The 24577-nt window shown below is 52.7% G+C and carries 30 protein-coding genes; 22 read left to right on the top strand and 8 right to left on the bottom strand.

Going from position 1 to position 24577, the window contains the following annotated elements; all coding sequences use genetic code 11:
• Window positions 1–1044 (bottom strand): hypothetical protein (locus tag BM485_11685; protein OKY74887.1); only part of this gene is annotated, 1044 nt, incomplete at its 3' end.
• A gap of 11 nt (window positions 1045–1055) precedes the next feature.
• Here BM485_11685 and BM485_11680 point away from each other — a divergent pair.
• The 4 genes from BM485_11680 to BM485_11665 all read left to right on the top strand — a co-directional run bounded on the left by BM485_11680 (window position 1056) and on the right by BM485_11665 (window position 3274).
• Window positions 1056–1325, top strand: a complete 270-nt coding sequence (locus tag BM485_11680; protein OKY74886.1) for a hypothetical protein — start codon at window positions 1056–1058, stop codon at window positions 1323–1325.
• 140 nt (window positions 1326–1465) lie between these two features.
• A complete protein-coding gene (locus BM485_11675; GenBank protein ID OKY74885.1) occupies window positions 1466–1765 on the top strand; it encodes an addiction module protein in 300 nt (99 codons plus the stop codon).
• Window positions 1766–1769: 4 nt separating this feature from the next.
• On the top strand, window positions 1770–2060 hold the full coding sequence (locus BM485_11670) for a putative addiction module antidote protein (GenBank protein ID OKY74884.1): 291 nt from the start codon (window positions 1770–1772) through the stop codon (window positions 2058–2060).
• Window positions 2061–2179: 119 nt separating this feature from the next.
• Entirely contained in the window at window positions 2180–3274 is a 1095-nt protein-coding gene (locus tag BM485_11665) for a hypothetical protein (protein OKY74883.1), read from the top strand.
• 140 nt (window positions 3275–3414) lie between these two features.
• On the opposite strand, the gene BM485_11660 is transcribed toward BM485_11665, so the two are convergent.
• On the bottom strand, window positions 3415–3999 hold the full coding sequence (locus tag BM485_11660) for a D,D-heptose 1,7-bisphosphate phosphatase (GenBank protein ID OKY74882.1): 585 nt from the start codon (window positions 3997–3999) through the stop codon (window positions 3415–3417).
• The gene (locus tag BM485_11655; protein ID OKY74881.1) at window positions 3996–5036 is read right to left on the bottom strand and encodes a lipopolysaccharide heptosyltransferase II; all 1041 of its coding nucleotides are present in this window, start codon (window positions 5034–5036) and stop codon (window positions 3996–3998) included. Before BM485_11655 ends, BM485_11660 begins: the two co-directional genes overlap by 4 nt.
• Here BM485_11655 and BM485_11650 point away from each other — a divergent pair.
• From BM485_11650 to BM485_11605, 10 genes are all read left to right on the top strand, one after another.
• Window positions 5035–5217 (top strand): hypothetical protein, encoded by a 183-nt coding sequence (locus tag BM485_11650; protein OKY74880.1) that lies wholly within the window; start codon window positions 5035–5037, stop codon window positions 5215–5217. The two genes, BM485_11655 and BM485_11650, sit on opposite strands and share 2 nt — an antisense overlap.
• 106 nt (window positions 5218–5323) lie before the next feature.
• Entirely contained in the window at window positions 5324–6103 is a 780-nt protein-coding gene (locus BM485_11645) for a 30S ribosomal protein S2 (protein OKY74879.1), read from the top strand.
• A 157-nt stretch (window positions 6104–6260) separates the two neighbouring features.
• A complete protein-coding gene (locus tag BM485_11640; protein OKY74878.1) occupies window positions 6261–6860 on the top strand; it encodes a translation elongation factor Ts in 600 nt (199 codons plus the stop codon).
• Between the two features lie 14 nt (window positions 6861–6874).
• Window positions 6875–7603: a UMP kinase gene (locus BM485_11635; GenBank protein ID OKY74877.1), complete on the top strand. Its 729-nt coding sequence runs from the start codon at window positions 6875–6877 to the stop codon at window positions 7601–7603.
• Complete coding sequence (locus BM485_11630; protein OKY74876.1) at window positions 7596–8150, top strand: ribosome recycling factor; 555 nt, start codon at window positions 7596–7598, stop codon at window positions 8148–8150. The genes BM485_11635 and BM485_11630 overlap by 8 nt, the downstream gene beginning before the upstream one ends.
• A 10-nt stretch (window positions 8151–8160) precedes the next feature.
• Window positions 8161–8904: a di-trans,poly-cis-decaprenylcistransferase gene (locus BM485_11625; GenBank protein ID OKY74875.1), complete on the top strand. Its 744-nt coding sequence runs from the start codon at window positions 8161–8163 to the stop codon at window positions 8902–8904.
• A 58-nt stretch (window positions 8905–8962) separates the two neighbouring features.
• On the top strand, window positions 8963–9760 hold the full coding sequence (locus BM485_11620) for a hypothetical protein (protein OKY74874.1): 798 nt from the start codon (window positions 8963–8965) through the stop codon (window positions 9758–9760).
• Window positions 9761–9766: 6 nt separating this feature from the next.
• Window positions 9767–11002, top strand: a complete 1236-nt coding sequence (locus tag BM485_11615) for a 1-deoxy-D-xylulose-5-phosphate reductoisomerase (protein ID OKY74873.1) — start codon at window positions 9767–9769, stop codon at window positions 11000–11002.
• Complete coding sequence (locus tag BM485_11610; GenBank protein OKY74872.1) at window positions 10999–12075, top strand: RIP metalloprotease RseP; 1077 nt, start codon at window positions 10999–11001, stop codon at window positions 12073–12075. Before BM485_11615 ends, BM485_11610 begins: the two co-directional genes overlap by 4 nt.
• A gap of 72 nt (window positions 12076–12147) precedes the next feature.
• A complete protein-coding gene (locus BM485_11605) occupies window positions 12148–12831 on the top strand; it encodes a tRNA (adenosine(37)-N6)-threonylcarbamoyltransferase complex dimerization subunit type 1 TsaB (protein OKY74894.1) in 684 nt (227 codons plus the stop codon).
• Here the strand turns inward: BM485_11605 and BM485_11600 are convergent.
• From BM485_11600 to BM485_11590, 3 genes are all read right to left on the bottom strand, one after another.
• Window positions 12824–13366 carry a hypothetical protein gene (locus tag BM485_11600; protein OKY74871.1) on the bottom strand — a complete coding sequence of 181 codons (543 nt, stop codon included), beginning with the start codon at window positions 13364–13366 and terminating at the stop codon, window positions 12824–12826. The two genes, BM485_11605 and BM485_11600, sit on opposite strands and share 8 nt — an antisense overlap.
• Before the next feature lie 166 nt (window positions 13367–13532).
• A complete protein-coding gene (locus tag BM485_11595; protein ID OKY74893.1) occupies window positions 13533–14591 on the bottom strand; it encodes a hypothetical protein in 1059 nt (352 codons plus the stop codon).
• Window positions 14592–14622: 31 nt separating this feature from the next.
• Entirely contained in the window at window positions 14623–14847 is a 225-nt protein-coding gene (locus BM485_11590; protein ID OKY74870.1) for a hypothetical protein, read from the bottom strand.
• On the opposite strand from BM485_11590, the gene BM485_11585 reads away from it, so the two are divergent.
• The 5 genes from BM485_11585 to BM485_11565 all read left to right on the top strand — a co-directional run bounded on the left by BM485_11585 (window position 14846) and on the right by BM485_11565 (window position 17472).
• Entirely contained in the window at window positions 14846–15064 is a 219-nt protein-coding gene (locus BM485_11585) for an RND transporter (protein OKY74869.1), read from the top strand. The genes BM485_11590 and BM485_11585 overlap by 2 nt on opposite strands.
• A complete protein-coding gene (locus tag BM485_11580; protein OKY74868.1) occupies window positions 15065–15847 on the top strand; it encodes a hypothetical protein in 783 nt (260 codons plus the stop codon).
• A 30-nt stretch (window positions 15848–15877) separates the two neighbouring features.
• Window positions 15878–16396: a nitroreductase family protein gene (locus tag BM485_11575; protein ID OKY74867.1), complete on the top strand. Its 519-nt coding sequence runs from the start codon at window positions 15878–15880 to the stop codon at window positions 16394–16396.
• Between the two features lie 232 nt (window positions 16397–16628).
• Window positions 16629–16940, top strand: coding sequence for a transcriptional regulator (locus BM485_11570; protein OKY74866.1), 312 nt, complete (start codon window positions 16629–16631; stop codon window positions 16938–16940).
• Between the two features lie 55 nt (window positions 16941–16995).
• A complete protein-coding gene (locus BM485_11565; protein ID OKY74865.1) occupies window positions 16996–17472 on the top strand; it encodes a hypothetical protein in 477 nt (158 codons plus the stop codon).
• A gap of 96 nt (window positions 17473–17568) precedes the next feature.
• Here BM485_11565 and BM485_11560 read toward each other — a convergent pair whose 3' ends face one another.
• Together BM485_11560 and BM485_11555 are read right to left on the bottom strand one after the other, a co-directional pair.
• A complete protein-coding gene (locus BM485_11560; protein ID OKY74864.1) occupies window positions 17569–17997 on the bottom strand; it encodes a peptidylprolyl isomerase in 429 nt (142 codons plus the stop codon).
• Window positions 17998–18105: 108 nt separating this feature from the next.
• Window positions 18106–18750, bottom strand: a complete 645-nt coding sequence (locus tag BM485_11555; GenBank protein OKY74863.1) for a hypothetical protein — start codon at window positions 18748–18750, stop codon at window positions 18106–18108.
• A gap of 279 nt (window positions 18751–19029) precedes the next feature.
• Here BM485_11555 and BM485_11550 point away from each other — a divergent pair, with 279 nt between their 5' ends.
• From BM485_11550 to BM485_11540, 3 genes are all read left to right on the top strand, one after another.
• On the top strand, window positions 19030–20799 hold the full coding sequence (locus tag BM485_11550) for a hypothetical protein (GenBank protein OKY74862.1): 1770 nt from the start codon (window positions 19030–19032) through the stop codon (window positions 20797–20799).
• Window positions 20800–20928: 129 nt separating this feature from the next.
• A complete protein-coding gene (locus BM485_11545) occupies window positions 20929–22338 on the top strand; it encodes a hypothetical protein (GenBank protein OKY74861.1) in 1410 nt (469 codons plus the stop codon).
• A 176-nt stretch (window positions 22339–22514) separates the two neighbouring features.
• Window positions 22515–24566 (top strand): hypothetical protein, encoded by a 2052-nt coding sequence (locus BM485_11540; GenBank protein ID OKY74860.1) that lies wholly within the window; start codon window positions 22515–22517, stop codon window positions 24564–24566.
• Window positions 24567–24577: the final 11 nt, after the last annotated feature.

Here is a 24577-nt window from a genome sequence, read left to right as displayed (position 1 = left end):
CACCTTGCAGTGTCCCTTGACCATGACATTGTTAGCGCCGAAGTCTTCTTTCAATCGGCTGTTTGCCCGTTCCGCGCTGGACCGGATTTTATAGCGCTCTGCCTCGTGCGGTGCCATGGGGACAACCTCTTGGCCGCGGCCATTCTTATCTGTGATTGGAACATGGCCGAACTTCCGGCTGGTCTCCTCGATCCGCTTGGCATCGTAGGCTGCATCCATCAAATCGTAGAGATAGGTCACCTTTCCGCTGGTCAACTTGATCAGCGGAATCGCTACCTGGCTGTCATGCAGCGAAGCAGAGGTTACAAGGGCACTGATTGGCAGGCCGATATCGTTGATGTCCAGATGCAGCTTGAAACCGTTCCATGATATTTTGTACCCCTTGGCGTCCTTCTTGGTGCCACGATCACAGGCAACCGGCAACTCACCAATGGCTTCCTCGGCACTCTGGCGGACCTGACGGTCAAGCCGCTTCTCGATGGCCGGCGTCCGTTGCTCGCCTTTGGCGGGACGCCCCCTCTTGCGAGGCTTCTTCGGCTCCCTGGCCACCTTCTTCGCCGCTTTCTCACGTCCGGCAATGGCCGTGGAGTCCCGGCTGATGTGTCCGACAAGCTCTTCGCCAAGGTATTCCTTCACCAGTGCATCATGGACCCGCCCACCAAGACTGCCGGCGGCAAATTCGGCAAAGGCCCGCGACAAGGTAGGCTCCGACGGGATAGCATTGGAAGTGGCAAATCCGCATATCTGCCGCAGATTCCCTGCTGATTGCAGAGCCCGACGCAGGTCGCTGGTCGTCGGATATCGGTAGAGCGCCTTTGCCACGAATGCTCGGGCGCAAGCCTGTCGGTCAAGAGGCTTGCGCCCGGGATACTGATATCGACGTATGTTCCTTGGTACGTGTTGCTCAACCTGGATAATCTCCAGAATAGACACCAGGCGTTCCTCCTGCGCGGTGAGCGGAGCTTGCAAACATTTGTTCAGATGGGGAAACAGACTTCTTTGGACATACCCCATCAACCATGATATTTTGTCGGTGAGCTTCACGGCGTTCTCCTGTGTTCTGTTTTGCTGGTTACAAAACAATACCAGAAAACGCCGTGAAGTTCAATTATTTCAATATGTTACGCGATAATATCTTTTGTGTGGCGCGTCTCGTCATTTTGAAAGAGGCTCAATCTTCACAATTTATTAATAATATCAATCAGTTTTTGGAAAACTTCTTCACTTCCCATGAAAAGGGATTGTTTGACTTTTTCGATGGCGGGAAATTGTTAGATGGCCAGTATTTTATACTTCAAAAAAGAGTGAATTCCGGCATCGTATAGCCTGGTAATCAGGAGTTTGCGCCATCAGAGACACCGGCAATATGATCTTCCAACAGGGCAATTGGCAGCCATAGAGCTGCCTTATATCCATTTTGAAATATCTCTCGTCTTTTTGTATCTAATCGGATACGGTATCTAATATGAATACTTTTCTCCGTTCCGATGAGTTTGATACCTGGCTTGCCAAGCTGAAAGACAAAGCGGGAAAAGCCCGCATTGTTCATCGCATCCGGTGTGCCGAGCAGGGGAATTTCGGGGACTGTGAATCCGTTGGCGAGGGTGTATCGGAAATGCGCATTCATACCGGCCCTGGCTACAGAGTATATTTCACCCGACACGGCGAGGTAGTCTATCTGCTGCTTATTGGTGGAGACAAGCGGACCCAGCAACGTGATATTAAACGTGCCATCCAGATGATACGGGGATTAAAAAAGGAGTAACACCATGGCAACAAAATTTGCACCATTCGATGCTGTCGACTATCTTGACAGCGAAGAGACAATAGCTGAATATCTCACAGCAGCACTGGAAGACCAGAATCCCGATGTCTTACTGACAGCAGTGCGTGATATTGCCAAAGCCCGTGGCATAGCTCACTTGGCAAAATCTGCCGGTGTTGGGCGTGAAAGCCTCTACAAGGCACTAAGCCCAGGGGCGAAACCCCGTTACGACACAATACTTAAGTTGCTTCATGCATTGGGAGTCAAACTGACCGCATCACCGATGCATTCATGATTGTTTGGACACCGATGGTGGGTCAATTTTCAATGCCGATTGACACCATTTTGACATGGGCTGAGACGTAACCGCTGGATTCAGCGGATTGCAGGACGTAAATTCGAGAAAAATACAACATGACCAAACAGCAAGCAGGCCACTCACAGTCATCTCCTGCTCTTACTGAAGTTGCTCGCAAGTTTCGTGTAGATGATTTGCCCGCTGCATTTATACCAGGAAGCCGCATTGCCAATATATTGAATCAGGTTGAGTCAGGTACTCCCCTTTCCAACTACGCCCTTGAATACTTGCGGAAAAATGGCTTTGTCGCACTGTTCCGATATGCGAACAATGAATTTTCACTGACTGATTTTCTCAAAGCAGCTGAGCCCGAGCAGTTAAAACGCCGTGCCTCAAGTGAGGCAAAAGCTCTCCAGGACGAAAAGGAAAGGCAACTAAAGCGAGAAGCCTTTCTTGTCAACGTGAAACTGGAACAAGAACGTGCCGCAGCAAGGAAACGCGCCTATGATAATGACCCAAGGAACATTGCCAGAGCCAAACTAAAGGAGCTAAGGGACAGATATGGTCTCTCCAATTATATAGAGAAAGAGCACTTCCCAAGGCTCATGGACATCCTACGCCGGGCAGATGGGGGTATACGCTTGACCCAGGAAGACTTGGTTTGGCTGACAGAAAAGCACGATGATTACGATTACTACACCGAAGAATTAAGAGAACGTTTTCATGAAAATGAAGCTGTATTCTATGCATGTGAGTTCGAAAAAAGTAAAGACCCATGGACTGCTGTCAACGCAAGCAGCCATTACCGCAAGTGTGGTCAAGCAAGAACAGCTGACTCGATGTTAAAAACGATCATTATCTCAAGGTTGAAAAATATCAAACTGAAGTCCGCCGTCTTTACGACACATGGCGCCGTCAAACGAGACATGAGACAGTACGATGAGGCACTAACCCTTGGAGATAAGGCCCACCTACTCACGCCAAAAGATTTCCGTCCTTGCACCCTGTTGGGCGCAGTGAATATGGAAATCGGCAATCATAACCTAGGGGAATCTTGGTACAAGAAAGCCGTCGAACTTGGTGCGAACGAAAAATCCGTTGATGATGACCTGAGAAGCATCTTCATGCGTGCCGAGTCATCCAAAAGAGAGGAGTTACGCGCCTACCTACTGAAAAAGGATCCCTTCCGTTATAGTTGGGCGAAGAAGTGAACATAGGGGGCATCGGTACCACCTCCCCTTGCCGTCAATGTGGAGGGCTTTCGGACCGTACCGTTGATTTTCATTTTCAACTCAGGTGCAAGTTTCCTGAAAAAAACTGAAAAAATATGGAAAGGCGGAGCAGATGAAGTTTAGCGGCAAAAGGCCCGCAGATCGGCGAGAATCCAGGAAACCGCCTGCTGCAAGTCGTCGGCGATGAAATGGGGCTGGATTTCCTGGTGCGGGCCGATATAGTCAAGATCACCCCGACCATAGCCGGTGAGCACCAGAATGCCCTTGGCTCCGCAGCGGGCCGCGGCCTTGAGATCGGACCAGCGGTCGCCCACCACATAGGAACGGCCCAGATCAAGATCCAGCTCGCGGGCCGCCTGCAGGAAAAGGCCGTTTTTCGGTTTGCGGCACTCGCAGGCCAGGCGGAATCGTTCCTCCTTGGCCTCCGGGTGATGGGGGCAGATATAAATGCCATCCACATGTGCGTTTTTTGCCGCCAGCTCCAGCTCCATTTTCCGGTGCACGGCAAGAAGCAGACTCTCCGGAAAATAGCCCCGGGCAAGGCCGGACTGGTTGGTGACCACCACCACCGGAATGCCCTCGACGTTTAAGCGGCTGATGGCCTCCCCTGCGCCGGGAAGCAGATGGAAACGGCTGATATGATTGATATAGCCCATCTGCTCATTGATGGTGCCGTCCCGATCAAGAAAAACCGCGGGTCTCATTTTTTCTCCAGTAATTTTCGCATTGCCGTTGCCACATCATCCACGCTGATATCAAGCATGCAGCGAAAATCGGAATTGCAGTTTTTCTTCAGGCAGGGCGAACAGGCAAGCGCCTTCTGCACGACAATCGCCCGGTCGGAAAAGGGCCCGGTGGCCACCGCGTCGGTGGAACCGAAAATGGCCGCCAGCGGGGTGCGGGTAGCGGCCCCCACATGCATCAGGCCTGAATCATTGGTGACAAAGGCATCACAGAGGCTGATCAATGCCATGGCCTGTCCCAGGGTGGTGCGACCGGCAAGTCCGGTGATGAATTCCGGGCCAAAGCCGCGGATGGTGTCTATCGTCGCTTGATCCGCCCGGGTGCCGAAGACGAAAAATTTTGCCCCGTATTCCCGGTGCAGGAGCACGGCCAGCCGACCGTAACGCTCCGCCGGCCAACACTTGGCCGGCCCATAGGCCGCTCCCGGATTAATGCCGATGACAAGTTCCGCGCCGAGCTCCTTTTTCATCTCGGCGGCAAAATCCATATCCCTGTCCGCCAGGCGCAGAAAGAGTTCATCGCTGCCGCGGACAAGGCCCAGATCTTCCAGCAACGCCTGATAATAATGCACCTGATGTTTTTTACGTACCTCGGCGCGGATGGCAACCCCATGGGTGAGCAGCAAAGACCTGGCGTCACGCCGGTAACCGGCCCGCACCGGAATGCCGGCCATCGCCGTGATAAAGGCGGCCTCAAAGGCGTTCTGCAGAAGAATCGCCATGTCGAAATGTTTTTCGCGCAGTTCACGGCTCAGACGGAACATGCCGCCAAATCCCTTGTGCCGCCCTTTCTTTTCATAAAAAAAGATGTGATCAACATGGGGACTGGCGGAAAAGACATCAGCCATCCAGGGCTGGGCGAGCATGGTAATCTCGGCTCCCGGAAAATTCTCCCGGATGGTCCGCACCGCCGGTGTCGTCATAACGGCATCGCCGATCCAATTGGTGGACCGCACCAGAATCTTTTCCGGCCGCAGATCTTTGAAGGGAATTTGCATGGAATATCATTTTTCCGGAACACGCCGGAATCAAATAAAAGAAGCGGTCCGCCGGCGGAAATCTCCATCAAGGCGGACAACGGATAAGCGAATCGGCAAGTTTGCTTATTTTTCAGCCGACTGTCAAGTTTTTTATCCGGCAGGGCGTCAAGCCCTTGCAAAAAGAGTCGTGGGGTGGTAAAAGGATTGGATTTTCACATCACACATCCCTGAGAAACCCCTCTGGTGCCCGATCTATCGGGTTGGGAAAACGGGATGGACGACAAACCAAAAACAGGAGATTTATCATGGCTTACATTACAATGAAAGAAATGCTGGTTGCCGGTCTGCACTTCGGCCACCAAACCCGTCGCTGGAATCCGAAGATGAAACCCTATATCTTCGGGGCCCGCAACAAAATCTATATCATCAACCTGGATAAAACCCTGCCGCTGTTCAACAAGGCCTATGAATATGTCATGGGCAACGTTGCCCGGGGCGGCTCAGTCCTTTTTGTCGGCACCAAACGCCAGGCCCAGGATATCGTCAAGGAAGAGGCGCTCCGCGCCGGCATGTACTATATCAATCACCGCTGGCTCGGCGGCATGCTGACCAACTTCCAGACCATCAAAAAATCCATTGACCGCCTCAAATCGATTCAGTCCATGATCGATGACGGCAGCATCAACCGCTACAAGAAAAAAGAAGCTCTGGGCATGGAAAAAGAGCTGATCAAGCTGGAGCGCAACCTTGGCGGCATCAAAAACATGAAGGGGCTGCCCACCGCCATCTTTGTTGTTGATCCGAAAAGAGAGGATATCGCCATTGAAGAGGCCAACCGTCTCGGCATTCCGGTAATCGCCATTGCCGATACCAACTGCGATCCCGACGGACTTGACTACCTTATCCCCGGCAACGATGACGCCATCCGCTCCATCAAACTGATCACCTCGAAAATTGCCGACGCGATTCTTGCCGGCAAGGCAAAACGCGGCGAGGAAGTGGAAACCGATGACGCCATCGCCGAGGCCATGGCGGCCGCATCCCAGGCAAGCGCCGTGATGGCGGAAGAGGCCGCGGCTGAATAATTGCCGCGCCTTGGAAACTTCGGACGTTAACGCGCCGGCGCAAGGCCGTAAAAATTTTTTGCCGAAAGCAACGGATTGCCGTTGCGGCATTGCGCCGGTGTCGCACAAATCAGCTGAGAACGATACAAAGCATATTTCAGAGTAAGGATACAAGACAATGAATATAACCAGTCAAATGGTAAAAGAACTCCGCGACAAAACCAACGCGGGCATGATGGACTGCAAGAAAGCCCTGGTCGAGACCCAGGGGGACATGGAAAAAGCCGTTGACCTTCTTCGCCAGAAAGGCCTGATGGTAGCCGCCAAAAGAGCGGAACGCGCCACCAGTGAAGGCGTTATCGAAACATATATCCATGCCGGCGGCAAACTGGGCGTCATGGTTGAAGTGGGCTGCGAAACCGACTTTGTCGCCAAAACGGATTCCTTTATCGAATTCGCCAAAAACCTGGCCATGCACATTGCCGCGGCCAATCCCGTTTCCATCAAAAGGGAAGATGTTCCCGAAGCCCTGCTCGCCAGGGAAAAAGAGATCTACGTCAATCAGGCCCTTGATTCCGGCAAACCAGCCAATATCGTCGAGAAGATCGTGGCCGGCAAGATCGACAAATTCTATTCGGAAATCTGCGTGCTTGAGCAGCAATATGTCAAAAATCCCGACCTCACCATTCAGGATCTGCTGAACGAAATCATCGCATCACTGGGCGAGAATATCGCCATCAAACGCTTTGCCCGTTTTCAGGTGGGCACATCAGCGTAAGGAATTTCCCAGCCGTGGATACTTACAAATACCGACGCGTCCTGTTGAAATTAAGCGGAGAAGCCCTGATGGGTGACGCTTCTTTCGGCATCAGCAACGATGTTCTTGACTATGTGGCGGACGAGATCAAGGGTCTTCGCGCCCTTGGGGTCGAGATCGCCATTGTTATCGGTGCCGGCAATATCTTCCGTGGTGTTGCCGGCGCTTCGGCGGGCATGGATCGCGCCGCGGCGGACAACATGGGCATGCTGGCCACGGTGATGAATGCCCTGGCCATTTGCGACGCCCTGGAGCAGGCCGGTGTCCGCTCCAAGGTCCTGTCCGCCATCCCCATGGAAACCGTTTGCGAACCATATTCCCGACGCCGTTCCCTCCAGCATCTGGAGGCGGGCAACGTGGTGATTTTTGCCGCCGGTACCGGCAATCCCTACTTCACCACCGATACGGCGGCGGTGTTGCGCGGTCTGGAAATAAACGCCGATGTCATCTGCAAGGCCACCCGTGTCGCCGGCGTTTATGACAAGGACCCGCTGCAGCATGGGGACGCGGTAAAATTTGATGTGTTAAACTACGGGGAAGTCCTCACCCGACGACTGAAGGTCATGGATTCAGCGGCAATTTCCCTGGCCATGGACAACAACAAAACCATTCTCGTTCTGGACATGAATATTCCCGGCAATATGAAAAAAGCCATCTGCGGGGAAAAAATCGGCACTTTGATCACTGGAGTCGACAATGAGTGAAGTTCTCTTTGAAATGAATGACAAAATGGAGAAAAGCCTGGACGCCTACCGCCGCGAACTGAGCAGCGTGCGGACCGGCCGCGCCTCGCTTTCCGTCCTGGAAGGCATCAGGGTGGATTCATACGGCACGAAAATGCCGTTGAACCAGGTTGCCACCATGACTATTCCGGAAAGCAGAATGATCGTCATCCAGCCGTGGGACCCCCAGGTGCTGGGTGCAATCGAAAAAGCGATCCTGGCCGCCAATATCGGTCTTACCCCGGCCAATGACGGGAAACTGATCCGTATCTCCATCCCGCAACTCACCGAGGAACGACGCAAGGACCTGGTCAAGCAGGTGAAAAAAATCAGCGAGGAGTACCGAGTCGCCATCCGCAACTGCCGCAGGGACGCCCTTGACGTGCTCAAGAAGCAGAAAAAGGACAAGGATATTTCCGAAGACGATCTTTTCAAGTTTCAGGAAGAGGCGCAGAAGGAAACAGACGCCTTTATCAAAAAAATTGACGAAATCCTGACAGAAAAAGAAAAAGAGGTCATGGAGGTTTAACCGCCTGCCAGTGTCAAACGCCTTGGAACTGGACAACGACAATCTTCCCGTCCATATTGCAATCATCATGGACGGCAATGGACGCTGGGCCCAGAGCCGGGGACTGCTGCGCCTCATGGGACATAAGGCCGGTGTCGACACCGTGCGGGATATCGTCACCGCAGCCAGGGAATTCGGTATCCGGGTACTTACCCTTTATGCCTTTTCCTCGGAAAACTGGAAGAGGCCGCCCAAGGAAGTCACCGGTCTCATGACCCTTCTCAAATCGTACCTGGAAAGCGAACTTTCTTCCATGCTGCAAAACGACATCTCCTTGCGCTGCATCGGCAACAAGGAGAATTTGCCCGCAGAGGTGCGAGAGACTCTTGACCGTTCAATCGCAAAAACCGCGGACAATACCGGGCTCATCCTGAACCTTGCCCTGAGCTACGGAGGCAGGGAGGAAATTATCAGGGCGGCCAAGGAGATGGCGCGGCTCTGTGTTGACGGCACGCTGCAACCAGCCGATCTTAATGAAGAAATCCTGGCCGCTCATCTTTATACCGCCGGACTGCCGGATCCGGACCTTGTCATCCGTACCGGAGGGGAATTGCGTCTGAGTAATTTTCTCCTCTGGCAGGCGTCCTATGCCGAGCTTTATTTCACCGAAACCCAGTGGCCGGACTTTTCAAAAGATCATTTTGCCGCGGCCATTGCCTCTTTCCAGCAGCGCCAGAGACGTTTCGGCAAAACAGGTGAGCAGGTCACGAGTTGAGTGACTCGTTAAAGCGGCGCATCACCACAAAGCTCCCCGACATCGCAGAGGTACTTCCTTGAAACGAATCATTACAGGGCTGCTTGCCGCTTCCGCATGGCTGGCGCTGCTTTACAGCCGATCCTTTCCCCTTTTCTGGCTGACGATTATCCTTGTCAGCCTGATCGCCGCCTTTGAATTTTTCACCATCTGTCTGCGCAAGGAAGAATCATTTCTTCGTCCCGTCCTTCTTTTTCTCGTTTTGCCGCCTGTCATGGCCGCATGGTTTCAAAACGCGCAACTGGTTTTTGCCGTCTATACCGCTTCGCTGATTCTGCTGTCCTGCCTCGCTGTTTTGCAGGCATCGCGCATGCAGGCGCCGTTTGATTTTCTCCTGAAATCCGTTTTCGGGACCACCTATGTGGGGCTGTTTCCCGCCCTGATTCTTCTGCTCATGGCCGACCCTGACGGGGCCAAGTGGCTGCTCTTTCTGACAACCATCACCGCGGCCTCCGACACCGGCGCTTATTTCACCGGCAAATCCCTGGGCAAACACAAGCTCTGCCCCTCCATCAGCCCCGGCAAAACCGTGGAAGGATTTATCGGCGGCATGCTGTGCGGCACCTTGTTTTCCGTGCTTGTCGCCCTGGCCCTTTTTGATCAGGTGAATATTTTCCGCTTCATCGCCGCCGCCATGGCGTTGACCGTTATCGGCGTCGTCGGCGACCTGATTGAATCTCTGCTGAAACGAAGCATGGGGGTGAAGGATTCCGGCTCCATTCTGCCAGGTCACGGCGGAATACTCGACCGGGCCGACTCGTTGCTGCTGACCGCGCCGGTCCTTTATTATCTGGTCACCTACAATTTTTTCCGGTAAGCAGCCATGCAAAAAAACATCGCTCTCTTAGGCTCCACCGGCTCCATCGGCCGCAATGTTCTCAATGTGGTGCGGCGGTTTCCCGGTCGCTTCCGTATCGTTTCACTTGCCGCCGGGCGCAATATCGCGCTGCTGCGCGATCAGATCGAAGCATTTAATCCCTTCCTTGTTTCCGTGGAAAACAGTGATTACGCCAGGGAACTTGCCGCCATGCTTCCCGCCGGCTGGAGTGAAAAAATACTCTGCGGCCGGGAGGGCAATGAACGGGTTGCCACCATTGACCGGGCTGACACGGTGGTTTCCGCCATTGTCGGCGCAGCCGGGCTTATGCCGACCCTGGCGGCAATCCGGGCCGGAAAAAATATCGCCCTGGCCAACAAGGAAACCCTTGTCATGGCCGGTGACCTGGTGATGGAAGAAGCGAGCCGCCGCAAAGTGAATCTGCTGCCCATCGACAGTGAACACAACGCCATTTTTCAGGCACTGACCGCCGGGCGCCGGGAAGATGTGCATAAAATCATTCTGACCGCGTCAGGCGGCCCTTTCCGACAGAAAAACGAACGCGACCTGTGGGATGTTACCCCGGAAGAGGCATTGAATCATCCCAACTGGGACATGGGCAACAAAATATCCATTGACTCCGCCACCCTGATGAACAAAGGGCTGGAGGTCATTGAAGCACGCTGGCTTTTCGACATCGAGGTGGAGAATATTGAAGTTTTGGTTCACCCCCAGAGCATTGTCCACTCCCTGGTTGAATACATCGATGGTTCGGTTATCGCCCAGATGGGTATTCCCGACATGCGGATTCCGATTACCTATGCCCTTTCCTGGCCGGAACGGTTGAAAACGGGATTATCCCGACTCAACCTCACCCAGTGCATGGACCTCAACTTCTTCCCGCCTGACTTCAACAAATTTCCGGCCTTGAAACTTGCCTATCATGCCTGCAAAGCCGGCGGCACCAAGCCCGCCATCCTCAATGCCGCCAACGAGGTGGCGGTGGCGTCTTTCCTCGGCAAAAAAATCCGCTTTCCGGAAATCGCCCTGGTTGTGGCAGAAACTTTGAACCGTTTGGGGCGAAAGGACATCAAAGACATAGAGACAGTCCTTGATGCCGATCTTTCCGCCCGCATGCAGGCTGAATCGATCGTCGAAGCGCTTTCCATCAAATTTAAACAAAAAACCGGCCGCCAGGACGAGTGTCCCGACCTGCCGCCCGGGTTGGTCATGAAATCATGAACTCAGTTTTATCCTTTATCATTGTTCTCGGCTTGCTTATTTTTGTCCACGAATTGGGCCATTTTCTTTTTGCCAAACTGTTCGGCGTCCGGGTGTTGAAATTCTCCCTTGGTTTCGGCCCCAAGGTTTACGGCAGGCAGTACGGCGATACCGAGTATCTGATCAGCGCCTTTCCCCTTGGCGGCTATGTGAAAATGACCGGCGAAAGCAGGGAGGACCAGGTCCGGGAGGAAGAACAGCCTTATTCCTTTGCCCACAAGTCCATCTGGAAACGCTTTCTCATCGTCCTGGCAGGGCCGGCTTTTAATCTGCTTTTTGCGGTGGTTGTCTTTTTTTTCATTTTCGCTGTTGCCGGGCTGCCGGTGCCCAAATCAGGAACGGAAATCGGCAGCATCACCCAGCATTCTCCGGCGGAAACAGCGGGCCTGAAGGCCGGGGACAATATTGTCAGCATCAACGGCGAAAAAACGGACGACTGGGATGATGTTTCCCGCATTGTCCGGGAATCCGGCGGAAAAGAGCTGACTCTTGCCGTCATCAGGGACGGGGAAGAACTCGTCATGAAGGGCACCCCGGAAAAGCAGGAGGTGAAGAATCTCTTCGGCGAGGTGGTGGAAGAGCGATTTATGCTCGGCATCTCGCGCAGCAGTGAAGTCACCTATGAAAAGGCATCCCTGACCGATGCCTTTGTTGCCGGATTGACGCAGACCTGGAACTTTATCTATCTCACCGTGATGGGCATCATCAAAATCATCCAGCGGGTGGTACCGGCCTCCGAGCTCGGCGGCCCGATTCTCATTGCCCAGATGGCCGGCCAGCAAATGGAGGCGGGCTGGATCAATCTGGCCTATTTCATCGGGCTCCTCAGCGTCAACCTCGGCATCCTGAACCTTTTCCCCATCCCGATTCTGGATGGCGGCCATCTGGTTCTTTACACCGTCGAGGCGATCCGACGCAAACCCATTGAGCAGCAGACACTGGAAAAACTGCAGCAGGTTGGCCTGCTGTTGCTCGGCAGCCTGATGATCTTTGTCTTTTACAATGACATTGTCCGCATCTTCACCAAGGGCTGAAGCATCGTGCCCCAAACTGAAAAAATCCGGAAATGGCCCTCGCCGCTCATCCTGGCGATTGAAAATTCAGGCATGACCGGCAGCGTGGCGCTGGTGAGCGGTGACAACTGTATTGCCGAACAAAGCCTTTTTTCCCGATTGACGCATTCCCAAAGACTTCTCATCTCCATCCAACGGCTCATGGAGGAATGCCGGACCGGCTGGAATGAGATCGATGCCATTGCCGCAAGCCTCGGCCCGGGAAGCTTCACCGGCCTGCGCATCGGCCTTGCAACGGTTAAGGGGCTGGCCATGGCCACAGCCATCCCGCTTATCGGCATATCATCCCTGGATGGACTGGCAAGTCAATTCGGCTTCGCATCCATGCCGGTCTTCCCTGTTTTTGACGCGCGCAAAAAGGAAGTTTATACCGCCTGCTTTCGGCCTGACGGCAATGGCTCCCTGGTGCGGCACGGCAATTATCTGGTTATTTCTCCGGAGAAGCTCTGTGCCGCGATCAAGGAACCCGCCATTTTTACCGGTGACGGAGTCGCCATCTACGGGGAGCTCTTCAAGGAAAAATTAGGCGAGCGTGCCATTCTCGCCCCGGAACAGATTTATTTTGCCCGGGCGGCAAACATCGGCTTTCTCGCCTTGAGCAGCTTCCGCAACAAGGATTTTATCGATCCTGCCGCCTGTACCCCGCTTTACGTCCGTGCCTCGGATGCGGAAATCAATTTTCCAGCGCCCGCTTTTTCGGCAACTTCCCCTACCTGATTTCACCCAGATCGGCAATCGCGTCGACCACCATCCCCGTTCCCACCGCAATCATCAGGATATCGCTCGCCACCCGGACAAAACGATGGTGCTCCGGCGGTGGTCCCAGCCGCACCAGAATCTCGGGTTCCACATCATAATAGATGACTTCCCGGGGCAGAGGTCGTCCCATTGCCCACTTTTTCGCCTGCCCTGGAGGCATGCAGCCGTTATTTTTCTTGGCCAGACCTGGAGGACAGTGACCGGAGGAACGATAGCGTTCTCGATAATATTCATGCACAGCCGTTCTGTGACGATCACCGAAGTAGACATTGACGCCGGTACTCATGCCCTTGCCGTCATACTCCCTGTGGTCGTCCCGTCCGTGTTGGGAGTCATCATGACGCCCCTCTTTTCCCTTCTGTTCATATTTTTCTGATTTTTTACCGCCGCCGGCCCATGACGGCTTGTCGGCAAGTGCCGGAGCCGCGGTAGCGAGTATACCGATAATGACAAATGACAGGATACGATTTTTGCGCGCACGAGTGGTCTTCATGAATTTCCCTCCATAGATAGCCAACTCAAACAACATGATCGAATGACAGCTTATTAAATAGTAAAGAGCGGTTGACGAAAAAGCAATCAGAAAGGACAAAGGCAAAGGGCATCCGGTGCAGCAAAAGCTTCCCGCGCAGCGGCACAACCACATCGGCATCACCCCCTCACAATCGGCCCTTCTGCAATTCCCTCAAAGGATAAAAGGTGCCGCGCCAGACGATTCCGCCGCCGACCACGGTGGCAAGCACCGCCTTCCAGGTCATGTAAAGCCGGATATAAGGCGTAAGCGGAAACCAGATGACATCCTTTGGCTCCATATCGCTATACCTGGCGGCAACAACAAAAAACGCCGCCTGCAGCAGAACGACGGCGCCGTTCACCAGGCGGGTCGGACCGCTTGTCAAAAAAAGGGCCCACACCGGCCAGATACTGACGGCAAGCTGCAGCACGGTCACCAGGCACAGCCTGAAAAAACTGTAGTCCAGCGCGGCAAAGGTGTTTTTCATGAGTCCGGCGGTCATCTCCCGCACCGACCCATACCACTTGACTCCGACAAAATGATAGCCATAAAAACACTCCTGGCGGCAGCCGTGCATTTTCAGCAGCTTCCCCAGCATGATGTCATCCAGCGGACACAACTTGATCGGTTCGTGTCCTCCGCACCGGCGATATTTTGCCGCCCGCACCAGATTAAAGGCCCCGATACCGATAAATCGATGGGAACCGGAATCCCGTGCTTGCCAGGGGCGCAAAAATGCCGCCAGGCTGACTCCGAATTCGATCACCACCATGCGCAGCAGGCGTGTCGGCAGTATCGCCTTGAAAAAAAGGGTCAGATGATCAAGCCGTTCCGCCGTCATGGCAGCCATCGCCCGTTTCAAGGTTGTCCGCTCCATCACCACATCGGCATCGGTAAAAAGCAGATACTCCCCCGAGGCGCGGGCAGCTCCGCAATGCAGGGCATGATTCTTGCCGAGCCAACCCTCCGGAAGCGTGTCGACATGAAGCACCTGCAGCCGGGGAAAACGGCCCCGCATCTCTTCCAGAATCCTGCCGGTGGCATCGGTTGAACGATCGTTGATGACGATAATCTCCAAGGGGTCATAGTCAAGGGATAAGATCGACAACAGGGCTTCCTCTATTTTCTCCTGCTCATTCAAGGCGGGAATAAGGAGAGAAACCGAAGGCAGGTCGTGACCCGTCAGAGGGGCAATATCATCCAGGAATCGGATGCGCCGCGCACCACGAATGCCATCAGCTCCGAAAAAAACCAATGCTGCCAGGGTGAAGACCGCCGGCCAGAAGAAAAATGACATATTCGCGCTCACGGGAATAAAAGGAAATACTTTTCGATTTACAGAAAAGAATATCCTCATTCGCCGTAAAACGGTCGACTTTTTTCCCATTTTTTAGCATAATTGAAAAATCGACTCCTATCCAAGCCACTGCATCAACCGGAGAAATCAAAAAGAAGGTCATGGAAAAATTTCTTGCCACGCTCCCTTGGAGTGTGCTGATCATCGTCTGCCTGACCCTTGGGCTTGCCCCCTTCAACCCTCCCCATATCTGGGAAAAACTGCAGATGCTCTTCAAGGGGCAACTGGTCCGACCGCTGGACTGGTTTGACTTTTTCCTGCACGGAACGCCCTGGTTCCTGCTGATCGCAAAATCAATCCAGGCCATGAAAGGGCCTTGATTGACAGGGAAAAACTTTTTTTCAAATCCTCATTCGTCGCAACATTTCATCATGCCGGACACAACAGATCATTCGTGCCGCGAAACAAACAGTCATCTGCCGCAAGTGCCGAACGTTCTGCTCATCCTGGGCACCGACGCCGCGGGCAAAAATTATATCGCCGATTTCATCCACCAATCATTGTGCGACGCCGGAATTGCCGTTGAGAAAAGAGAAGGATGGTTCTCCGCGCCTGCAACAGGAAACGTCTCCAGCGAAAAGAAAAGTCCTTTCGCTTTGCTGCTGGAAAAGATGTTTCTGCGAACCTTTCCCGCGACAAAATTTTTTCTGCCGCTGCTGCTCACGCTCCTGATCAAGGCGGATCTTCGCAGGTTTCGCCGACAGCCGGGCAAACTTCTTGTCATCAGCCATACCGGACTGCGCATCCTGGCCTTTTATCTCGGCCATATTTTCCGGAATCAGGAGGCAATTCGGGTTCCGGGTCATCTGGACAGGGCACTGCGTGCCATCCCGCATGTAACGGGTACACAGACCATTGTTCTTGATATTTCCGACCATATCCGCAAAAAACGGATTGCCCGGCGCAGCAGGGACGGCAAGATTGACAATTTTGACCGGTATATGGCGGATAACGAAAAAAGATCGGAACGGATTGAAGCTTATTTACTGTGGCTGGCGACAAAATATCTGCATGCCGCCATCATCGAAAATAATGATTTATCGGATGAGGAACTTGCCGAGGCGATCAACCTGGCTTTTCAAAAGTTCTCCGTCCCAGCATGAAAACCCTTTCCCCATTTCAGGAGCGACGCCATGAATTCCAGACTTGATTTCATCTTCAGCAGACGCAGCATTCGCAAATACGAAAACAAAGACGTGCCGGAAGAAACCCTGCACGATCTGCTGGAAGCGGGAATGGCCGCCCCTTCGGCCGTGGCGAAAGACCCCTGGCATTTCATTGTCCTGCGGAAACGGGAAAACATCGACAAACTCGCCGCCGTTCTGCCGCATGGGAAAATGCTGCGCCAGGCAACAGCCGCTTTTGTGGTCTGCGGCGACATTGCCAGGACCCACGACCGGAAAGAATCCTACATGCTGCAGGACCTCAGCGCCGCGGTTGAAAACATCCTGCTTGCCGCAAACGGGCTGGGGCTGGGAACATGCTGGCTTGGCGTTCACCCCCGCGCGGAAAGGATGGAGGCGATAAAAAAGATGTTTACCCTGCCTGAGACCATTATTCCCATGTGCGCCATAGCCATCGGTTGGCCGGCGGAACAGCCTGAGCCGCGAACCCGTTTCAGGCAGGAGTGCGTCCATATGGAAAACTGGTAACACCCTTTTCACGGAGCCGGCTTTCCCTCAGCGACAAATCATTCGCAATGCTCCGATACCCCCGAAACCCGTATTTTTGCCTCATTATCCTGTTTTTGATTTTCAGGCGGCCTATCGCGCTTGATTTTTTCTTGTGCTTCAGCATAAGATAAATCAAACCGATCATGAATTTAGATGACACTCTCCCGTACTTTTCCAGGTGCGGAAACTTTCAATCTGATGAGGAATATTGATGTCGGATGAAAATCTGAATCTCATTACCTGTATTGTCCAGCGGGGAGAAGCCGACAAGGTGGTTGACGCCGCCCTGAAGGCAGGCGCCGAAGGGGCAACCATTTATTATGGGCGCGGCAGAGGCGTCCGGGAAAAGTTGGGACTCATCGGCCGCTTCATCAAACCGGAAAAAGAAATCATCCTGATTATCACCAAGCAGCACCAGGTGGACAGCGTTTTCCAGGCAGTGGCGGACAAGGCCCAGCTCAATGAAAAAGGAAAGGGATTTGCCTTTCTCCACAAAATCGACCGGGCAATCGGGTTTCTTTGATACCGCATCATCCCGGAGAAAAGGCCATTTTCCCCCAAAAACCATAAAGCGAATCATGCTCAAATATATTACAGCAACCGCTCTGCTCTGGTTCATCGTCCGTATCAACATGGGGGTCGACCTGCAGACTTACCATCATGAGGCAACCGGCTATCTGACCAGTCATCAGACGGCCTTTTTTCTCTGGACCGGTATATGGGGGGCTGTTTTTTACGGCCTCATCTATCTGCTGGACATTTTGGGACTGCACTCCGTCATGTATCTGGTTGCCAAATTTTTGCTTGAGGCGAGTAAACTGTTGATCAGTCTTGTTTTTATCGGGGCGCTCTTTCTCTACTTTGACCTGGGGGCCAATCTCTGGACGGACTTGGGGCTGATCATGACTCTCCCCCTGCTGCTGCTTTGCATCGGGATCTTCTGCGTCCGCCTGTTTGATTTTAATTTCCCGCTCCAGGAAACCGTCGCTTCCTGCCTCGCTGTTCCTCTTTTCTCCGGAATCATCATTCTCGGGTCGCTTTATCTCGGTTTGTAGGTGCTGACACTCCGCGCTGATCACAAAATAAAAAGCGCCCCACCGTTTTTTACCGATGAGACGCCTTGCGCAGCAGACCTTGTGTATCGAAGGGTTTTACCCGATGGCCACGAGCTCAATGTCGAAGGTCAGCTCTTTTCCGGCCAACGGCGGATTGGCGTCTAAAATAATGTGTTCGTCCGTGATCTCGGCAACCGACACCATGATCGGCTCGCCATTGGGGCCGCCGAGCTGCAGATTCTGGCCAACCTGGGGATCCAGATCCGGCGGCACCTGATTCCGCGGAAAGGGCATAATCAATTCCTCATTCCGAGGACCATAGGCTTTTTCAACCGGGATGGTAACCTTTTTGGACTCTCCCTGCTTCATCCCCATGACCGCATCCTCAAAGCCGGGAATCACCTGGCCGGCGCCCAGGGTAAAAGCCAAAGGCTCCCGGTTGGCCGACGAGTCGAAAACAGTTCCGTCCTGAAGTGTGCCGGTGTAGTGAATCCTGACGCTATCGCCTTTTTTTACAGCTGACATGAATTTCTCCTTCTAAAAACTTGATGTGAAAGGGTTGCAGTTGAACTGGCGGCGAAATTCCTGTCAATCACCTTCCAGCGCGCCGCCACTATAACATAAAAAAGGAAACTACGGCCCCTTTTCAAAATCTTTTTCACGGGCAGTGTTGTTGCCCGTGAAAAAACGGCCAAGCGCGGCAAAGACTTTTTTGATCCCACTCCACAACTTCGGCAGAAACCATATCATGAGGGCAATCACGACAAGCAGCACAACAAGAAACACATAAGGATGCGCCAGTGCCGCCCAGATCCCGGCAATAACGGCAATATCCTCCGCCAGGGAAGCAAACCAGTTGCTGAAGGGTTCGGGAGAGGTATTGATCAGCACCCGCGTTCCCGCCTTGGTTGCATGACTGCCCGCCGCCAGGGTGCCGCCCAGGATCGCCGCCGCGACCGTCACCGCGGTGTTGACCTCGCCAAGGCTGCTCGCGGCCAGCATCGCCCCTGCCGGAATGCGGATGAAGGTATGGATTGAATCCCAGCCGGTGTCGACACCGGGCATCTTGTCCGCCACAAATTCGACCACGAACATGAGCCCCGCCGCACCCAGCACCAGAGGATTGGTCAGCACCTGCAGATCCGGCGGCAAAACCATGTTTCCGGTCGCCCCGAGCACCCCGAGGGTCAGAATGGTCGCATACAGATTGATTCCACTTGCCCAGGCCGCCCCCATGCTGAGAGATATGGCGCTTACTATCTGATTGACCTCATCCATCCCACACCTCCTCTTTCCTCTGAAAATTATTGCAAAAGCAAACATCAATGGACAAGAGCCGTCTCGACATCCTTCTCGCTGATTTGTCGGAGTCCGCCATCAAACGGTTTCCCTTCTCATTTTCATCATGATAGAACTTTCCCATAAAGTTGCAAAGGCTAATTTTGCGTCCATTGCGTCAATTTGCCGCATTTGCAGACATCCCATTCCGTGGTATAGATTTTGATATATAATTATGAGTATTCTCAGGAGTCCATCACAATCCGCGAGACGCCCACTGTGAATGCACCAAAGAAAGCCAAAAACCCCAAGGTCTGCGATGCCATATTCACGGTAAACTCCGCCTGGGAACTCACGTCATTCAACAAAGCGGCGGAAGATATCTTCGGACTTCAGGCCAAAGATATCTTAGGCAAGAGCTGCCACGACATTTTCGGCAACGACAAACGATTCGCCGAACTCTTTTCCTCGCTCTGCCCGTCCATCTCCGCCGGCAAAATTGTCACCGACTTTAATCTGGTTATTGAAAACACGACAACCGGCCACCTGACGGCGGTGCTTGCAACCGCAGTTCCCATTCCGGACAAGGAAGGAAATCCTTCCGGCGCCATTGTCACCTTCCAGGATGCCTCATCAAGTTCCATGTGCACCCGGCTCGTCATCGACAGTATCGGCGACGGCGTCTTCACCGTCGACCGCAACTGGAAAATAACCTCCTTTAATGCCGCGGCAGAGTCCATTACCGGCTGGAAGAAGGCGGAGGCCATCGGACAATTTTGCGGCGACGTTTTTCACTCGAGCATCTGCGGCAAAAGCTGCGCAATCGCCCAGAGCCTTTACAGCGGCAAACCGGTCACCAATCGCTCCATTACCATCGCCAATATTGACGGCACCCGCATTCCCATAAGTATTACGGCGTCTCCGTTGACCGATCACGAAGGGAATATCATCGGCGGCGTTGAAACATTCCGCGATCTGTCCGCCATCACCCTGCTGCAGAAACAACTGAGCAAAAGCTACACCTTTGACGAGATTATCAGCAAAAGCCCGGCCATGCAGAGAATCTTCAAAATTCTGACGGAAATCGCCCGCAGTCCGAGCACGGTGCTCATTCTCGGCGAAAGCGGAACCGGCAAGGAGCTGGTGGCACGGGCCATCTATCACGCCAGCAGCCGCAGCGACAAACCTTTCGTTGCCGTCAACTGCGGAGCCCTGCCTGACACCCTGCTCGAATCGGAGCTTTTTGGTTACAAGGCCGGCGCCTTTACCGACGCCAAACACGACAAGGCCGGACGTTTCGCGGCAGCGGAGCAAGGGACGCTGTTCCTTGACGAAATCGGGGATATTCCCCAGTCCTTACAGGTCAAACTGCTCAGGGTGCTGCAGAACAGGGTATACGAACCCCTGGGCTCCAACGTTCCGGTCAAGGCGGATGTCCGTATCATCACGGCCACCAACCGCGACCTTCAGGAATCCGTCGCCAAAGGAATCTTCAGGGAAGACCTTTTTTATCGCCTGAATGTGGTGAAAATCCAATTGCCTCCCTTGCGGGAACGAATGGAAGACATTCCTCTGTTGATCGATCATTTTATCAAACGTTACAGCGCCCAGCAGGGAAAAGACATCGTCGGCATATCAAGCGCCGCGCTCAACGTTCTCATGCGCCACGATTATCCGGGCAACATCCGGGAGCTTGAAAACATCATTGAATACGCCTTTATTCTCTGCCCCGGGGGGTTCATCCTGCCGGAGCACCTGCCGGAACCTTTTAATATCCCGGTTATCAAAACCGGGGAAGAAAATGATTCCTCCCAGCTGCAGACCCTGTCGGATATAGAAAAACAGGCCATCTACATGGCTCTTGAACGGAACCAGTGGAAACGGATGGCAACCTGCCGGGAATTGGGCATCTCCAAAGACACGTTGCGCAGAAAAATCACCCGTTACAACCTGGAGAGTGAATTTAACCGACAGCTGGAGGATCTTCCGGAAGAAACCCCTTCTTTCACCCCCCTTGACGAAACACCCGTCGAAAGCGCCAAGCTCTAATCAAATACAGCCGCCGGACAGGCACTTTTTTCCAAGCAAGACCTGCTGGACAAAAATTACCGGGGAGGGTAGAGTCCCCTCATCTTTTTTATCTTTCTCCTTGATCACTTATTGCCGGCGGGGGTGCCAATGAGTATCCGCAAAAAAGTCCTGGTCAGCATAGGTATCCTTTCCCTGGGCCTGACCCTGTTCTTTTATTTTCTCTTTCTCAATATCGTCCTGACCAACTTTGACCGGATCGAAGAAAATTTTGTGCGCAACAACATTGCCCGGGCCAAAGCCACCATGCAGGAGCAGACACGGGCACTTGACACCATAACCCATGACTGGGCAAGCTGGGACGATACATATGATTACATTCACAACCTCAATAAGGAATATGAGGAAACAAACATTGTCTCCGACACTTTTTCCTCCAGCGCCAAAATCGAATTTCTTCTTTATTTTGACCTTGAGGGGAAACTGGTGCATGGTTCCTATTATGACGCCGCACTGGATGATTTAATTCCCGTCCCCTCCCAGCTTCTTTCTCAGCTTGCGGAAAAAAAAGAGCTTTTTCATCACCCTGCCGCGAACAGCCACCACACGGGGCTTGTCATGCTGGCCGACATGCCGCTCATGCTTTCCGCCCGCCCGATATTGCGCAGCAATGGAGAAGGACCACCGGCAGGAACCTTGATCATGATGCGGGTATTGACCGATCAGCGAATTGAAACGATCAAATCCGTCACCAGCCTCAATTTCAGCGTACATCATGTGAATGCCCCTCTTCCTCACCCTGATTCCTTCGAAATTCTCGATACCCTGCTGAAAGAGCCGGGGAAATCCATCGTCAAGCCCATCGGCCCAGAAAATATTGCCGGCTACACCGTTTTGCCCGACGTCTTTGGCCATCCCCTTTTTCTGCTCCGGCTTGATCTCACCCGGGAAATTCATATCCAGGGGCACCGCACCCTCAATTATCTGCTTTGGACCTCCATCGTGACAAGCTTGAGCTTTTGCCTGGCATTCTTTCTTATTCTGGACAGACTCATCCTGAAAAGACTGACGCGGCTCAACCATGACGTGATCAGGATCAGCAAAACCGCGCAGACCGCTTCCCGGGTTCAGGTTGCCGGCAAGGACGAACTGGCGAGCCTTTCTTTTTCCATCAATGAAATGCTTGACTCCATAGACAAAAGCCAGCAGGAACTGAAGGAAAAAGAGATCAGGCTGCGCACCATCGCCGAATTTACCCGCTCAGGACTTTTCATCAGTCAGGGGCCCAAATTGATCTATGTTAATTCCGTCATGGAATTGATCACCGGTTACAACTCGGAGGAACTGTTTGCCATGAACTGGTGGGATATCTTCCATGCCGACTACCGTATCGCCCTGCGCACCAAAATCATGGAATCCCAAAAAGTCGGCGCTCCGCCTGAACAGTATGAAGTCATGATCGTCAAAAAAGACGGAACTGAAGCCTGGCTCAACCTGCGAATCAAGCACGTGACATTCAAGGGCAATCCCGCCAGCTTTGGTGTTTGTACGGATCTTTGATATTTTCACCCATTACAATTTTTCCCCGGTATCGGCGCAGTCAAAAAAACATGCGCACATTTTTATGGCAAAAAAATTGCTTTACACATTCCATATGTCGTTTTTTATAAAGAGGCGTGTTCCCGGAACAATGGAACGGCAAACATGAAAATTGACCTGTGACAAAAGGCCAGCCAATGCCCGAAAGCAAAAAAACGAAAAATCAACTCCTCGAGGAATTAGCCAGGCTACAGCAACTCGTCGACCAGATGGAGACGAAAAAGCCTCCTCCGCTCAACGATGATTTCGACTGGACGCAACGATGCGATTTTTTTAAATCTTTCATCGATGATTTGAGCGAGCCCGTCATTGTCATTGATACCGATTTTAATGTCAAATACGCCAATAAGGCCGCGTATCAAGTTTCCGGATCCGTCCCCTCCTGCACGTCAACCGGCATATTCTGCCACAAGCTTCTTTTCAACTCCGATGTCCATTGCGAACAAAGCGGGCAGAACTGTCTGCTCAAAAAAGTCATGGAGCAAGGAACCCCTGTCACGGTTGACCATGCAGTTGATTATAAAAACGGCGAAAAGAAAGTTTTTGAAATTCTTGGTTCCCCGATCTGGAACCATGAAAAGAAGTTGCTCGGCATTGTCTCGACAATTCGCGACGTTACTCAGCACCGTGTTGACCAGAAAATGCTGGAAAGCGGTCATGATTTTCTTGAACTGCGGGTGCAGGAAAGAACCTCCGAACTCATTGATTTGAACCAGGCCCTGCGGCAGGAAATAAAGGAGCGCCAGGAAACAGAAGCGCGGCTGCGCTGGGCAAAAGAGCAGGCAGAACTGATCTACCAGGTGTCACCTTGCGCCATTTTTACCGTCAACACAGAACGGTATGTCACATCATGGAACAACAAAACCGAAGAAATCACGGGTTACAGCTATGATGAAATCAGGGGCAGGAAATGTGACATTTTCTGTTCGGAAAAATGCAAGCTCTTTTCCGATGACATCAAAAAACCCATCATCAGCCACGAGTGCAGTTTGGTAACCAAAGACGGCCGCAGACTGATAATCACCAAAAGCTCCAATCTGCTGCATGATCCACAGGGCAACGTCATCGGCGGCATTGAATCCTTCGAAGACATAACCGAAAGAAAAAACATGGCAACCATGTTGCGGGCGGAAAGAGACAAATTCCACGGTATGATCACCGCCACCCGCCATGGATTGCACATCCTGAATGCCGGCTATGAAATTGAGTTTCAAAATGATGTCCTGAAAAGCATATTCGGCGACCAGATCGGCGCGAAATGTTATAGCGTCTACAAACAGCGTGATGAGCCCTGCACCAACTGCAGAATGCACAGTGTCATCAAAAACAACCAGATAGAACACGCCGACGACATTATTTTTCACAACCGACATTACAGCCAGAGCTACGCACCCTTCCGCGATATAGACGGCCAGACCAAATGTCTGGTTCTTCTCCAGGACGTCACCGTGGAAAAAGTAAACCGGGCAAAAGACATGCGCACCGCGCAGCTCGCCTCCATCGGCGAATTGGCCGCCGGCGTGGCCCACGAGATAAACAACCCGATCAACGGCATCATCAATTACGCGCAACTGCTGATTGATGACGCAGATCCCAACGAATCACGAAACGCCCTCCTCAAGCGGTTGATCAATGAAGGAGAAAGGGTAGCGGACATTGTCAGCAAGCTTCTCGCCTTTGCCCGACAACGGGATGACGACAATTATCTTTTTGACAAGGTCGACATCCGGCATATCCTGGAAGACTCATTTAGTCTTTTTCATCATCAATTTGCCAAGGATGGAATTATCATCCGCGTTTCCATACCGCCGGAAATCCCTCTTCTCTCCCTTCACCCCCACCAGTTGCAGCAGGTTTTCGTCAACCTTCTCAGCAATGCCCGGCATGCGTTGAACGAGAAATATAAACGCCTTGATCCCGATAAAATTCTCGAGGTCAGTGCGGATTTGACGGATTCACCAACCGGACCCATCGTCAAAATAATTTTCACCGATCATGGAACCGGCATTGAAGCAGGAGCGATCAACATGGTTTTCAACCCCTTTTTTTCCACGAAAAAACCAGGGGAAGGAACAGGTTTGGGTTTAAGCATCAGCCAAGGGCTTATCAAAGGCTTCAAGGGACAGATGCATATTGAAAGCAGGATCGGGGAATTCACCAGTGTGATTATCGAACTTCCGGTTAGTTGAATAACAGCAGG

It is taken from the genome of Desulfobulbaceae bacterium DB1 (assembly GCA_001914235.1).
GTDB lineage: Bacteria > Desulfobacterota > Desulfobulbia > Desulfobulbales > SURF-16 > DB1.
The sequence above is the reverse complement of the archived record's forward strand: the minus strand, read 5'-3'. Positions and strand labels throughout refer to the sequence as shown.

What these genes read in the sequence shown, in the direction of transcription:
- BM485_11605 (OKY74894.1), top strand. Translation starts at nt 12,148, where the DNA reads ATGACCGGCAGCGTGGCGCTGGTGAGCGGTGACAACTGTATTGCCGAA.
- BM485_11670 (OKY74884.1), top strand. Translation starts at nt 1,770, where the DNA reads ATGGCAACAAAATTTGCACCATTCGATGCTGTCGACTATCTTGACAGC.
- BM485_11655 (OKY74881.1), bottom strand. Translation starts at nt 5,036, where the DNA reads ATGCAAATTCCCTTCAAAGATCTGCGGCCGGAAAAGATTCTGGTGCGG.
- BM485_11600 (OKY74871.1), bottom strand. Translation starts at nt 13,366, where the DNA reads ATGAAGACCACTCGTGCGCGCAAAAATCGTATCCTGTCATTTGTCATT.
- BM485_11640 (OKY74878.1), top strand. Translation starts at nt 6,261, where the DNA reads ATGAATATAACCAGTCAAATGGTAAAAGAACTCCGCGACAAAACCAAC.
- BM485_11650 (OKY74880.1), top strand. Translation starts at nt 5,035, where the DNA reads ATGGAATATCATTTTTCCGGAACACGCCGGAATCAAATAAAAGAAGCG.
- BM485_11630 (OKY74876.1), top strand. Translation starts at nt 7,596, where the DNA reads ATGAGTGAAGTTCTCTTTGAAATGAATGACAAAATGGAGAAAAGCCTG.
- BM485_11665 (OKY74883.1), top strand. Translation starts at nt 2,180, where the DNA reads ATGACCAAACAGCAAGCAGGCCACTCACAGTCATCTCCTGCTCTTACT.
- BM485_11545 (OKY74861.1), top strand. Translation starts at nt 20,929, where the DNA reads ATGAGTATCCGCAAAAAAGTCCTGGTCAGCATAGGTATCCTTTCCCTG.
- BM485_11560 (OKY74864.1), bottom strand. Translation starts at nt 17,997, where the DNA reads ATGTCAGCTGTAAAAAAAGGCGATAGCGTCAGGATTCACTACACCGGC.
- BM485_11660 (OKY74882.1), bottom strand. Translation starts at nt 3,999, where the DNA reads ATGAGACCCGCGGTTTTTCTTGATCGGGACGGCACCATCAATGAGCAG.
- BM485_11585 (OKY74869.1), top strand. Translation starts at nt 14,846, where the DNA reads ATGGAAAAATTTCTTGCCACGCTCCCTTGGAGTGTGCTGATCATCGTC.
- BM485_11675 (OKY74885.1), top strand. Translation starts at nt 1,466, where the DNA reads ATGAATACTTTTCTCCGTTCCGATGAGTTTGATACCTGGCTTGCCAAG.
- BM485_11590 (OKY74870.1), bottom strand. Translation starts at nt 14,847, where the DNA reads ATGACCTTCTTTTTGATTTCTCCGGTTGATGCAGTGGCTTGGATAGGA.
- BM485_11565 (OKY74865.1), top strand. Translation starts at nt 16,996, where the DNA reads ATGCTCAAATATATTACAGCAACCGCTCTGCTCTGGTTCATCGTCCGT.
- BM485_11540 (OKY74860.1), top strand. Translation starts at nt 22,515, where the DNA reads ATGCCCGAAAGCAAAAAAACGAAAAATCAACTCCTCGAGGAATTAGCC.
- BM485_11575 (OKY74867.1), top strand. Translation starts at nt 15,878, where the DNA reads ATGAATTCCAGACTTGATTTCATCTTCAGCAGACGCAGCATTCGCAAA.
- BM485_11645 (OKY74879.1), top strand. Translation starts at nt 5,324, where the DNA reads ATGGCTTACATTACAATGAAAGAAATGCTGGTTGCCGGTCTGCACTTC.
- BM485_11555 (OKY74863.1), bottom strand. Translation starts at nt 18,750, where the DNA reads ATGGATGAGGTCAATCAGATAGTAAGCGCCATATCTCTCAGCATGGGG.
- BM485_11610 (OKY74872.1), top strand. Translation starts at nt 10,999, where the DNA reads ATGAACTCAGTTTTATCCTTTATCATTGTTCTCGGCTTGCTTATTTTT.
- BM485_11615 (OKY74873.1), top strand. Translation starts at nt 9,767, where the DNA reads ATGCAAAAAAACATCGCTCTCTTAGGCTCCACCGGCTCCATCGGCCGC.
- BM485_11570 (OKY74866.1), top strand. Translation starts at nt 16,629, where the DNA reads ATGTCGGATGAAAATCTGAATCTCATTACCTGTATTGTCCAGCGGGGA.